Annotated in this window: 11 protein-coding genes; 9 read left to right on the forward strand and 2 right to left on the reverse strand. The window is 72.5% G+C overall.

What is annotated here, in order from left to right:
* Nucleotides 1–111 precede the first annotated feature (111 nt).
* Nucleotides 112–1,698: an MBL fold metallo-hydrolase gene (locus AB0K18_RS47395; protein ID WP_364928840.1), complete on the reverse strand. Its 1,587-nt coding sequence runs from the start codon at nt 1,696–1,698 to the stop codon at nt 112–114.
* Between the two features lie 30 nt (nt 1,699–1,728).
* On the reverse strand, nt 1,729–2,472 hold the full coding sequence (locus AB0K18_RS47400; RefSeq protein ID WP_364928842.1) for an AfsR/SARP family transcriptional regulator: 744 nt from the start codon (nt 2,470–2,472) through the stop codon (nt 1,729–1,731).
* A gap of 441 nt (nt 2,473–2,913) precedes the next feature.
* On the opposite strand from AB0K18_RS47400, the gene sbnA reads away from it, so the two are divergent.
* The 9 genes from sbnA (at nt 2,914) to AB0K18_RS47445 (ending at nt 12,346) form a co-directional block, all read left to right on the forward strand.
* Nucleotides 2,914–3,951 (forward strand): 2,3-diaminopropionate biosynthesis protein SbnA, encoded by a 1,038-nt coding sequence (sbnA, locus tag AB0K18_RS47405; RefSeq protein WP_364928845.1) that lies wholly within the window; start codon nt 2,914–2,916, stop codon nt 3,949–3,951.
* Nucleotides 3,939–4,859, forward strand: a complete 921-nt coding sequence (locus AB0K18_RS47410) for an ornithine carbamoyltransferase (RefSeq protein ID WP_364928848.1) — start codon at nt 3,939–3,941, stop codon at nt 4,857–4,859. The genes sbnA and AB0K18_RS47410 overlap by 13 nt, the downstream gene beginning before the upstream one ends.
* Nucleotides 4,856–6,085 (forward strand): MFS transporter, encoded by a 1,230-nt coding sequence (locus AB0K18_RS47415; RefSeq protein WP_364928851.1) that lies wholly within the window; start codon nt 4,856–4,858, stop codon nt 6,083–6,085. The genes AB0K18_RS47410 and AB0K18_RS47415 overlap by 4 nt, the downstream gene beginning before the upstream one ends.
* Nucleotides 6,085–7,308, forward strand: coding sequence for an FAD-dependent monooxygenase (locus AB0K18_RS47420; protein WP_364928854.1), 1,224 nt, complete (start codon nt 6,085–6,087; stop codon nt 7,306–7,308). Before AB0K18_RS47415 ends, AB0K18_RS47420 begins: the two co-directional genes overlap by 1 nt.
* 86 nt (nt 7,309–7,394) lie before the next feature.
* A complete protein-coding gene (locus tag AB0K18_RS47425; protein WP_364928856.1) occupies nt 7,395–8,087 on the forward strand; it encodes a hypothetical protein in 693 nt (230 codons plus the stop codon).
* Nucleotides 8,084–9,409, forward strand: coding sequence for a hypothetical protein (locus AB0K18_RS47430; protein WP_364928859.1), 1,326 nt, complete (start codon nt 8,084–8,086; stop codon nt 9,407–9,409). The genes AB0K18_RS47425 and AB0K18_RS47430 overlap by 4 nt, the downstream gene beginning before the upstream one ends.
* A gap of 44 nt (nt 9,410–9,453) precedes the next feature.
* A complete protein-coding gene (locus AB0K18_RS47435) occupies nt 9,454–10,284 on the forward strand; it encodes a hypothetical protein (protein WP_364928862.1) in 831 nt (276 codons plus the stop codon).
* Between the two features lie 155 nt (nt 10,285–10,439).
* Nucleotides 10,440–11,717: a histidine kinase gene (locus AB0K18_RS47440; RefSeq protein ID WP_364928865.1), complete on the forward strand. Its 1,278-nt coding sequence runs from the start codon at nt 10,440–10,442 to the stop codon at nt 11,715–11,717.
* Complete coding sequence (locus AB0K18_RS47445; protein WP_364928868.1) at nt 11,702–12,346, forward strand: response regulator transcription factor; 645 nt, start codon at nt 11,702–11,704, stop codon at nt 12,344–12,346. Before AB0K18_RS47440 ends, AB0K18_RS47445 begins: the two co-directional genes overlap by 16 nt.
* Nucleotides 12,347–12,356 lie beyond the last annotated feature (10 nt).

Genomic DNA, 12,356 nt, shown 5'->3' on the forward strand with positions numbered 1-12,356 from the left:
CCGCCCCCGCGCCCCGCCCGCACCCCGGGGGCGCACAGGCGGGGCGCCCCGGCCCGCCGGGCGCCCGCCCGGGGGGCGCCCGCCGGCCGTCCGGCCGGCGGACCACACCGGTCACCAGCGCCATTCGCGCTGGTCGAGCAGGTGCTCGGCGGTGACGCCGTGCGCCTTCGCCCAGGTCAGGAACTCGTCGATCTGCTGCAGCTGGTAGGAGCTCTCGTTGTAGCTGGTCGCCATGACGTGCCCCAGCCAGCTCTCCTCGCCCATGGCGTAGATGTACGCCTCGCGGGTGCCCAGCTCGGTCACGATGTCGGCCGCCTGCGCGGCGTCGGAGCCGGAGAGCTTGCGCGAGTCGCTCATCCGCTTGGGCACCGGCCGGGTCAGCAGCGCCTGGTAGAGCCAGGTCAGCGGCGCGCCGTCGCACTCCATGCCGAGGAAGGCCATGTCGGCCGTCCCCAGGTGGGAGCGGACGTGCCGGTAGAGCGCCGGGTCCACGCCGGAGGAGTCGGCTCCGACGAAGACGGACCGGCCAGCCAGGCGGATCCAGTAGGTGGACTTGGCGCGGATGTCGAGGCTGGCGTGCTCGCCGAGGAACGGCGCGGCCACCACCTCGCCGCCGGGGAAGGCCACCTCGTCGAAGGTGTCGACCTCGGTGACGTCCATGCCGAGCTGCCGCAGGTAGAGCGCGAGCGAGGGGTCGGACAGGTTGCCGCCGGAGGAGCGCGGCACCACGACCGTGCCGATGCGGCCGCGCAGCTGCAGCAGCGACTCCAGCACGATGTGGTCCTGGTGGCCGTGCGTGATCAGCGCGAGGTCGATGTGGTCGGGCAGGTCGTCGTAGGTGTAGCGGCCGGACGCCGTGGAGTCGCCGCTGATGAACGGGTCGGTGATGATCGCCGCCTCCGGCGACTGCAGCACCAGGCAGGCGTGACCGAAGTAGCGGACCCGGCCGCCCGACTCGATGTGCCGCTCCGGCCGTCCGGGGGGCTCGGGCGCGAGCAGCCGGGCGAGGCCCGCCGCGGTCTCGTCGTCGGAGATCTCCAGCGCCTCGCGCAGCGCGGCCGGCGTGGTGGGCCGCAGCCGGGCGTCGAACAGCGCGTCGATGCCCCGGTGCCGGAACGGCAGCGGCAGGTCCACCACGCCCGGGTTCGGCAGGCGCGGCGTGCTGAGGATGAACGGCCGCTCGATCCCGGTCTCCAGCGACAGCTGCACCGACTGGCGCGCCTCGATGAAGGCCGGGCTGTGGTAGATCAGCGGCTCCAGGAAGCGCAGCGACGGCTGGTTGTAGGTGTCGTAGACCAGCTCGACCAGGCCCGACAGGGCGGGCGGCAGCTTGGCGTAGAGCGGGGTGAGGTCGAAGCCGGTGGCGTTCTCCTCCAGCAGCTGCTCGGCCTGCGCGATCGACTCGGCGAAGTCCAGCATCGCCGCGCGCTCCGACCTGATCGCCGCGACCAGCGCCTTCACCTCGTCCGCCCGGCTCTCCGGCACGTTGACGAAGTAACCGCCGCGCAGCTCAGGGTTGGCGCAGGCGGCGACGTGCGCGGGAGGCGACTCCAGGTACGACTCCAGCAGCGGCACCTGGAGGAAGGCCAGGTTCATCGACGCCTGGACCGGCGTGAACGTGTGCATCCAGGCGTAGAAGCGGTCCACCAGCGGTTCGATGATGGCGTTGGCGTGCAGATAGCGTAATTCGTGATCCATGTTGGCTCCTGGGTGACGTGTGATGATCCGTTAGGAGACTTCCGCGCCGGTGGGGACGGCGACCTTCGGGCTCTCCCCGGACAGCAGCGCCTGGTAGACCGAGCGCAGGGTGGGGCTCGGGTCCACGCCGAGCTCCTCGGCGAGCAGCCGCCGGCCCTCCTGATAGACCGACAGCGCCTCCTCGCGGCAGCCCTCCTGGTCGAGGGCCATCATGAGCTGGGCGCGGAAGCGTTCCTGCAAGGGGTGCTGGATGACCAGGTCGACGAGTTCGGGGATGAGCCGGGCGTGCCGGCCGAGCGCCAGCTCCGCGTCGATGAGCGAAGACAGCGCAGTCAGGCGGGCCTCTTCGAGGCGCGGGCGTTCGATCTGGATGAGGTGTTCCGTGACGTTCGACAGAGCGGGGCCGTGCCACAGGCGCAACGCCGAGCGGAACCAGTTGACGCTCTCCTCGTAGCCGCCCAGGCGCAGCGCGCTGTGCCCGAACCTGACCCTGGACTCGAACAGCTCCAGATCGAGGTGACCGTGACAAACCTGCAGCAGATAGCCGGGGTGGTGCCGCCGGATCGTCACGGCGGGCGAGAGTTGCTTGCGCAGCCGCGACGCGTAGGTATGGATCTGGGCGCTGGCGGTGGCCGGCGGCCGGTCACCCCACAGCAGCTCACCGAGCCGCAGATCCGACACCACCTGGCCCCGCTGGAACAGCAGGGCCGCGAACATCGTGCGTTGCTTCGACCCCTGCAGTGCGATCTCGCGATCCCCTTGCCACGCGGTCACGGGACCGAGAACCCTGAACTCCAGTCGTGAATTTTCCATGTCATGCAACCCACGTCGATTCGTGAACATGGATCCCCCTTGTCGTGGGTGGATGTACGGGCGGCCGCCGGTCTTGCGCGCGAACTCTGTTACGGTCTGCACGACCGCGATCGCGGGTTGTTTTTGACCGGCGCGACGCCCGGGCACCGGCAGTCGCCCCCGTTCGCCGCCCATGGCTTCCGAGACTAGGTGTGCGGCTCTGGCCTGTCCAGGGTCGCCGCAAATATAGACGCCATATAGCGGCGTGTCACATAATGTCGCTGCCATTTATCACATCCGGTTCTTTCCGAATCTGCCGGCGACGCGTCACCCCAGCTCGGCGCGGGGATCGCGCCGGAGATATAAGCCGCGTATAGCTCGCCCCGGCACGATGGAATTGTGCTGAGAGAGCAGAGTCGCGGGGTGAACGGAATACTCGGAACCATCGGGAACACGCCGCTGATCAGACTGGACCGATTGTCCGCGGACACGGGGGTGAACCTGTTCGCCAAACTCGAACGGTTCAATCCGGGCGGCAGCATCAAGGACCGCACCGCGCTCAACATGGTCGTCGGGAAGATATACAACGGAGAAATCGTGCCGGGCCGGTCGGTGGTCGTCGAATCCAGTTCGGGAAATCTCGGCATCGGGCTGGCGCAGATCTGCCGCTATTTCGGCCTGCGTTTCGTGTGCGTGGTCGATCCGAAGACGACCCGGCAGAACATCGAGATACTCAAGGCGTACGAGGCGTGCGTCGAGGTGGTCACCGAGCGCGACCGCGAGACCGGCGAGTACCTGCCCACGCGGCTGCGCAGGGTGCGCGAGATCATGGCCGCCGAGCAGCACGCCTTCTGGCCCAACCAGTACGCCAACCCGCTCAACCCGCAGGCTCACGCGACGACCATGCGGGAGATCGCCGAGGCGCTGGACGGGCGGGTCGACTACCTGTTCTGCTCGGTCAGCACCTTCGGCACGCTGCGCGGCTGCGCCGAGTACGCCCGCGGCAACGCGCTGGGCACCACCGTCGTCGGCGTGGACGCGGTCGGCAGCGCCATCTTCGACGGCGAGCCCGAGCCCCGGCTGATCTCGGGCCACGGCGCGTCCGTCGCGCCCGCGCTGCTGGACCGGCGGCTCGCCGACGAGGTCGTGCACGTCTCCGACCTCGAATGCGTGGTCGGCTGCCGACGGCTGATCCTGCGGGAGGCGATCCTGGCCGGCGGCTCGTCGGGGGCGACGGTCGCGGCGCTGGAGAAGCGCGGCCCGCACCTGCCGCGCGGGGCCAACTGCGTGCTGATCTTCCCGGACGGCGGCGACCGCTACCTGGACACCGTCTATTCGGACGAGTGGGTCACCGAGCACTTCGGCGAGGTGTCCCACCTGTGGAAGAGCCCAGACCGGGCGACCCCGGGCGCGGACGACGCGGTCGCCCCCGAAGGAGGGGAGGCCGCATGCGGCATCTGATCTCGATCGACGACCTCACCGACGACCAGCTGCGGCACATCGTCGAGCGCGGCGCCGGCTTCGCGTCCGGCCGCAACGGCGCCGCCCGGCCGCTGGCGGGCCAGGTGGTCGGCGTGTACTTCCGCCGCACCTCCACCAGGACCAGGACCGCGTTCTCCAGCGGCGCCCTGCGCCTCGGCGCGCACATCATCGCGTACGGGCCGGACGACCTGCAGACCAACACCGGCGAGACCACGCAGGACACCGGCAAGGTGTTCGCCCTGATGCTGGACGCCCTGGTGGCGCGCACGGCGGACGACCCGGCCGAGATGCGCGGCTGGGCCGACCAGGACCGCATGTCGGTGATCAACGCGATGAGCTCCGACGAGCACCCCACGCAGGCGCTGGCCGACCTGGTCACGCTGCAGCGCCGCTTCGGCGCCGTGGACGGCCTGCGCGTGCTGTACGTCGGCGAGGGCAACAACACCGCCACCGCCCTGGCGCTCGCGCTGGCCCGCTTCTCTGACGTCGAGCTGGAGTTCCGCACCCCGCCCGGCTACGGCCTGCCGGAGGAGCTGCTCGGCCGCGCGGCCGAGCGGGCGCGGCGCACGGGCTCGTCGGTGACCGAGCGGCACGACATGGACGAGGGCACCGCCAAGGGCTTCGACGTCGTCTACACCACGCGCTGGCAGACGACGGGGACCAGCAAGCCCGACCCCGACTGGCGGCGGATCTTCCAGCCGTTCCAGGTGACGGAACGCCTGTGGGAGGGCAACCCGGAGGCCGTCTTCATGCACGACCTGCCGGCGCACCGCGGCGAGGAGGTCACCGCCGAGGTGCTCGACGGCCCCGCCTCCATCGCCTTCGAGCAGGCCGCGGGCAAGCTGCACAGCGCGATGGCGGTGCTGGAGTGGTGTCGGGCGGGGTGAGCGCCCGCGGCGGCGTGCGCAACCCCGACTTCCTGAAGCTGTGGGCCGGAGCGGGCCTGAACCACCTGGCGGTGCGGGTGGGCGCCATCACGTATCCGCTGCTGGCGCTCTGGCACTCGGGCTCGTCCGGCGTGGCCGGGCTGGTGATGGCCGCCGTGCTGCTGCCCAACCTGGTCGTCCAGCTGCCCGCCGGGGTGCTGGTGGACCGGCTCGACCGGCGCCGGCTGATGCTCTGGTGCGACGTGGGCTGCGTCCTCGTGACCGGCTCCGTCAGCGGGGCGCTGCTGGCGGGCGCGTACTGGACGGCGCACCTCGCGGTGGCGGGTTTCCTGCACGGCGCGCTCTGTGTCGTCCACGCGCTGGCCGAGCAGGCGGCGGTGCGTCACGTGGTCAGCGCGGATGAGCTGCCCGTCGCGCTCGGCAGGAACGAGGCCAGGTCACGCGGCGCCGCGCTGCTCGGCCAGCCCGTCGGCAGCGTGCTGCTCGCGGCCGGGCGCACGCTGCCGTTCCTGTTCGCCGCCGCCGCTCATCTGGTCTCGCTCCTGCTGCTGCTGATGATCAGGCGGGACCTTCAGGAGAGCCGCGGCCCGGCGGCCGAGCCGCCGCTGCGCGCGGTGCGGGCGGGCGCCGCTTGGCTGTTCGCCCGGCCGTTCCTGCGCACGCTGGTGCTGCTGCTGTCGGCGTCCAACGTCGTCTTCCAGGCCGTCACGCTGGCGCTGATGGAGATCGTGGTGCGCGGGCACGGCTCGGTCGCGCTCGTCGGCGTGATCACCGCGCTGAGCGGGCTCGGCGGCATGGCGGGCGCGCTCACCGGAAGCTGGTGGGCGCGCAGGGCGGGCCTGCGCCCGCTGGTGATCGGCGCCTTCGCGCTGTGGTCCCTGGTGATCGCCGCGCTCGCCGTCAGCACGTCGCCGCCCGTGCTCGCGCTGCTCTACACGCTCATCGGGTACGCGGGCGGCGCGATCAACGTCTCCGGCCACGTCCGGCTGGTCCAGGTCACCCCCGACGCGCTGCTCGGGCGGGTGACCAGCGTCGCCCTGCTGGTCGGGATGGGCCCGGCCGCCGCCGGCTCGCTGGCGGCCGGCCTGCTCCTGGACGCGGCGGGGACCACGCGCACCGTGCTCGGCATGAGCGCGGTCATGGCGCTGCTCGCGGCGGTGGCCGCGCTGAGCCCTGCGCTACGCGGCGAGCCCACGGCTCGCGCACAGAACAGAAGGGGAAAGTGATGTCGGTAAGAACACCACGCGTCGCCGTCCTGGGGGCCGGGATCGGCGGGCTCACCGCCGCCGCGACCCTCCTGCGGCAGGGCTTCGACGTGGACGTCTACGAGCAGGCGATCACGCTGCGGGAGGCGGGCGTGGGCCTGCACCTGGGCTCCAACGGCAGCCGCATCCTGCACAGGCTCGGCCTGGCCGCCGGGCTTGACGCGGTCGCGGTGCGGCCGGCCGCGCTGGAGGTGCGCGGCTTCGACGACGGCCGGGTCTTCGCCAGGCAGCCGATGGGGGCGGCGTGGGCGGATGAGCACGGGGCCCCGTACTACACCGTCCAGCGCTCCGACCTGCTCGGGCTGCTCGCGGGGCTGGTCCCCGAGCGGCACCTGCACCTCGGGCGGCGCTGCACCGGCTTCACCGAGGACGCGGACGGCGTGCGGCTGAGCTTCGAGCGGGGGCCGGCCGCCGAGGCGGACGTGCTCATCGGCGCGGACGGCGTGCACTCGGTCGTCAGGCGCGCCGTCGCCGGGCGTGAGACGCCGGTCTCGTCGGGATCCGTCGCCTATCGCGGGGTCGTGCCGTTCGACGCGCTGCCCGGGCTGGCCCGCGACACCATGTTCGTCTGGCTCGGACCGTCCTCGCGGCTGCTCGGCTATCCCGTGGCCGGCGGGCGGCTGCTCACGTTCGTCTCGATCGTGCCCGAGGAGGGGGACGGCGAGGCCGAGTCGTGGAGCGCGTACGGCGACGCGCGGGCCGTGGCCCGGGCACTGACCGGCTGGGAGCCCGACGTGCGGCGCATCGTGAGCGCCATCGACGCGGTCGGCCGGTGGGTGCTGCGCGACAGGGCGCCGCTGGAGCGGTGGAGCACGGCGCGTACGACGCTGCTCGGCGACGCCGCCCACCCGATGCTGCCGCACCACGGTCAGGGCGCCAACCAGGCCATCGAGGACGCCGCCGCGCTCGCGCTCTGCCTCGGCCAGGCGCCGCGCGGCCCCGGCTGGCCCGAGACGGCCCTGCGCCGCTACGAGCAGGTACGCCGCCCGCACACCACCCGGGTGCAGCTCGGCTCGCGCGGCGGCGGCTCCCTGCGGCTGCACGCGCCCGAACCGGCCAGGGTGCCCTGCTCCACCCCGCTGCCCAGGCCCGCCGCGCCGCGCGGCGACGGGCTCGGCTCGATGGTCGAGGACGTCGGCTGGATCCAGAGCTACGACGTCGAGGCCGCGCTGACCGGGTCCTGACGAGATCCGGACGTATAGGGCAGGTATGGGGGTCCTTCCTATCGTTCCTGCGAGATTGACGGATCGGCCGTCGGAGGGCGGGAGACGTGGAAGAGCCGTGGGCAGGGCGGTCAGCGGAGTCGGCGCGGTCAGCGCAGCCGGCACGTGACGGCGACGGTGACCCTGGGCAGCCGCCGGCCGCGCACCAGCGGCGCTTCCTGGTGCGGGCCGACCCGGACGCCCGCGCGCTGGCCGGGCACTGCGCCCGGTGGCAGGAGGCGTACATCGGCGCGGTGTTCGTGTCGGTGGGGGCGAAAGGGGAGCCGGCCGGGCTGGTCGAGATGTTCCTCGCGGCCGGATGCGTCGGGCGGCTGGTCACCTTCTACCAGCCGCATCTGGTGCCCGAGCTGGCCGAGCTGGCCAGGCTCGCAGAAACGACCTGGCGCACCGCCCGCCCGGACGGCGCCGCCTCGGAGGCGTACTGGATGGAGGTGGCGGAGGTGCTCGCGGTGGGGGCGACCGAGACGGCCGGGTTCGGCCAGGACGTCATCGAGAGGGCCGCCGCGACCGCGACCCTGCTGAACGGCGCGCTGGGCCGCGGCGAGCTGCCCACCCCGAGACCGCTGCCCGCCCCGCCCGCGAACGGCGCACCCGTGGGGCCGCCGCCCGCAGGGGGGACGGCGGCGCGGCTGCTGCGCGAGGGGGCCCGGCTGGTGTCGCTCGAATGCGAGCAGCGCATCGAGGCCTTCCACGACCTCGGCGACACTCACCCCGCTTCTCCTGCTCCGGAGGCTTCGTGAAGACTTCCACGATCGTCAGGACCGTCCTCGACTTCGACGTGGCCGAGTACGTCACCGCCGCCCGCGTCGCGGGACGCCGCCACCTGGACCCCGCGCTGCGCGGCCGGATGGCCGACCTGTACGTCGACCTGCACGCCCTGCTGAGCGGCTCGCCGGCCACGCTGGACCGCCGGGAGCTGCGCGTGCTCAGGCTGGCCGAGCTGGCCCTGCAGAGCGAGTGGAAGCTGGCCGCGCGGACGGGCGAAGGCGTCGAGCCGGGCGGCCCCGAGGGTCCCAGAGGCACCCGCTACCAGCCGTACAGCAACGTCAGGCTGCTCAACCACGCGCTCGGCACCCGCAGGCACGCCAGCGACGCGGTGGTGGAGCGGCACTGCCGCCAGGCGCTGAAGTACCTGGTGGACTCCTGGCTCGGCTACGAGCGCCGCACGGTGCGCGGCGAGGAGACGTGGGGGCAGCTCGACCTGCCGACGCCACGCGAGTCGGAGGAGCGGCTGCACCGGCTGGAGGCGCTGCGCGCGGCCATGCGGCCGTGGCCCGCGCTGCTCGAACCCGGGCCCGCGCCGCCGTCGCGCTGGGAGGACTACCTGGGCGAGGCGGGCCGGGCGCGGATCCTCGAATACCTCATCAACCTGCCGCAGAGCAGCAAGCACGAGGAGAACGTCTTCCTGCGCGTCATCCACCTCACGGAGGCGGCCACGTCGGGCATCCTCGCGCGTACGGTCGCCGCCAACACCTGGCTGGAGTCCGGCGGCTACGGGGCCGCCGTGCGCTGCCTGGCGCTCGCGACGGAGCTGGCCCTGCTGCAGATCGACATCATGCTGGTGCTGCGGCGCACGATGTCGGTGGAGAGCTTCCTCGGCTTCCGCAAGGACACCGAGAACGCCAGCGCCATCCAGATGGCCTCCGCCCAGACGCTGCAGATCCACCTGCTCGGCGTGCACCCGCGCAAGGTCGAGGCGCTCGGCGGCATCGAGGAGAACGCCTTCCTGCTGCTCTACCTCAACCGCCACTTCCAGCCGCTCAGGTCGCTGCTGCAGCGGCTGGAGGAGACGGACGAGACGCGGCCGGTGTTCGCCGCCGCGCGGGAGCTCGACGAGGCGTTGTTCCGGTGGCGGCGGCTGCACCTCGGGCTCGCGCACCGCTATCTCCCCAAGGACGTGATGGGGTCCGGCGGCACGGTGGGGGCGCCGTACCTGTCGGGGTTCTACCACGATCGGATCTTCGACGCGGAGGGCCGGCTGTTCCCGCATCCCGTGCCGCTCGCGATGCCGCCGATCGACGAGCGGGTCAGGGCCCGCTCCGTCTTCTCCCCGCTCAACTGAGCGATCAGACGGCCCACGGGCCGACATACCGAAAGGAAACCTCCATGGCAGGCATGATGGACAGGCGGCGCATGCTGGGCGTGTCGGCGGGCGCTGCGGCGGCCACCGTGATCGGCGCGGCGACCGCCGGGCAGGCGGCGGCCACCCCCGGGCACCGGCTGCCGCCGGTCCCCGGCATGAAGGGCGACCGGTGGGCCAACGAGTTCTGGTACGCCTTCGACCAGGCCACCTGGCACGAGGCGAGCCAGGAGTTCAAGGACGCCTGGGCGGCGGTGAAGGCGTACTTCGACGGCGGCGACGCCGAGCTGGCCATGGTGCTGGCGTGGATGGAGGACATGCAGTCCCCGTCGTACCCGGCCGGCTACGTCAACCTCGTCACGCCCATCAAGGAGCCGCTGCGCGTCGTCTCCCGCATCCAGCTCGAGGTCTTCGACCGCTTCTACCCGCTGCACCACCCGCACAGCCGCGACCGGCTGGCGACCGCGTTCGCCGACTTCGGGCAGGGCGTCCTGTACGACCCGCGCATCGAGGGAGTGCACTCCATGAACGGCCAGCCCGCGCCGGCCGGCTACCACATCTGGCACGCGATCCTGCGGGCGCAGACGTTCCTCGGCATCGACGCGTGGAAGTGGCAGATCATCGACCCCATGGTGGGGCTCGGCTGGGGGCTGCAGTCGATCGCGAAGCCTTCGCAGAAGGAGTGGAACCCGCCGCTGCCGCGCCACGTCGTGCGCGAGCAGAGCCGCAAGTGGCTCAGGCGGAGCCCGAGGGAGCTCGACCGGGCCTTCCTGTCGCAGCCGTACCCGGAGGACAACCCGGGCGGCAACCCGGCGGAGGCGCAGGCGCAGCTCTTCACCGGGAAGACCGTGCGGTAGGGCTGGGCGGTAGGGCTGGGCGGTAGGGCTGGACGGTAGGACTGGACCCACCGGGAAAAGGGGCCTGCCCGGCCTGTGCGCGGCGGCCTCGCCGCGCAGACTGGTGTCAGGGACGGCGACGGCCGTCCTGCGACACGGGAACACACGGGAACGGGGTGAGCGCCGTGCGGGAGGCGTTACGTCACCGGTGGATCGAGGTGCGGCGGGCCGGGGTCCGCGCGCTGGCGGGACTGTCGGGGCTCATCCTGGCCGGCCTGTGTGTGGGCGCGTTCGCCGCCATCCTGGCGGGCGGGCTCGGGCTGCTGCTCGTCCCGCTCGTCATGATCGCCGTACGCGCGCTCGCCGGGTTCTTCCGCGGGTCCGCGGCCGAGCGGCTCGGGGTCACGGTGGAGAGCCCGTACCTGCCGCGTCCCGGTACGACCGGTGACTTCTGGCCGCTGCGCCAGGTCAGGCTGTTCGGCTGGATCGTCACCGACCGGGCGACGTGGCGCGACCTGGCGTGGCTGCCGCTGAACGTGCTGCTCGGCGTGCCGCTGGCCGCCCTGTCACCGCTGCTCGTCCTCTACGGCCTGTACGGCGTCCTGCTCCCCATCACCTACCCCCTGATCGACCAGCAGGTCGGCGCCGGGCCCGCGCACTTCCTGCTGCTGACCGTGGCCGATGTGCCGAGCGCGTTCCTCGCCGTCCCGCTCGGCCTGGCCGTGCTCGGAGCCGGGCTCTGGGCGGCCCCCTGGACGCTCGACGCGCACGCCCGCCTCACCGCCGCGCTGCTCGGCCCCACCCGCGGGCAGCTGGAACGGCGGCTGGCGGCGGTGACCGAGTCGCGCAGCGAGGCCGTCGACTTCAACGCCGCCGACCTGCGCCGCATCGAGCGCGACCTGCACGACGGCGTCCAGGTCAGGCTGCTCGCGCTGGGCATGAACCTGACCGCGATCCAGCGGCTCATCCGCGAGGACCCCGAGGCCGCCGAGGCGCTGCTGATGGAGACCCGCGAGAGCTCCGGGAAGGCGCTCACCGAGCTGCGCGACCTCGTCCGCGGCATCCACCCGCCGGTGCTGGCCGACCGCGGGCTCGCCGACGCCGTCCGCGCGCTCGCCATGGACCTGCCGCTGCGCGCCGAGACCGACGTCGAGCTGCCCGGCCGCGCCCCCGCGCCGGTCGAGTCGGCCGTCTACTTCGCGGTCTCCGAGGCGCTCACCAACGTGATCAAACATGCCGTGGCGAGCCGGGTCGCCGTTCGGATACGGTACGACCGCGGCGTGTTGCGCGCCGAGATCACCGATGACGGCATCGGCGGGGCCGACGCCTCGGCGGGGTCGGGGCTGCGCGGGGTGGAGAGACGGCTGTCGGCGTTCGACGGCATCGTGGTCGTGAGCAGCCCCCCGGGTGGTCCCACGATCGTGGTGCTGGAGGTTCCGTGCGTGTTGTCGTAGCCGAGGATCAGTTCCTGTTACGCGACGGCCTGACCCGGTTGCTGACGGCCCACGGCTTCGACGTCGTCGAGGTCGTCGACAACGGCCCCGGCACGCTCAGGGCGCTGACCGAGCTGCGGCCCGACGTCGCCATCGTCGACGTGCGGCTGCCGCCGTCCTTCACCGACGAGGGGCTGCGCGCCGCCATCGAGGCCAGACGGCGGGTGCCGGGCCTGCCCGTCCTCGTCCTGTCCCAGTACGTCGAGCAGCTCTACGCCCGCGAACTGCTCGCCGACCAGGCGGGCGGCGTCGGCTACCTGCTCAAGGACCAGGTGTTCGACGAGGCCCAGTTCGTCGAGGCCATCCGCAGGGTCGCCGCCGGCGGCACCGCGCTCGACCCCGAGGTGGTCGCCAAGCTGCTCGGCGGCCGGGGCGCCGACACGCCCGTCGCCCGGCTGACCGCCCGCGAGCGCGAGATCCTCTCCCTGATGGCCGAGGGCCGCTCCAACAGCGCGATCGCGCAGCGGCTGTTCATCAGCGAGAAGGCCATCAGCAAATACACCACCAGCATCTTCGCCAAGCTGGACCTGCCGGTGTCGGAGGACGACAACCGCCGGGTGCTGGCCGTGCTCGCCTACCTCAACGCCTGAGCCGCCCCGC

Source organism: Nonomuraea sp. NPDC049421 (assembly GCF_040677005.1).
Taxonomy (GTDB): Bacteria; Actinomycetota; Actinomycetes; order Streptosporangiales; family Streptosporangiaceae; genus Nonomuraea; species Nonomuraea salmonea.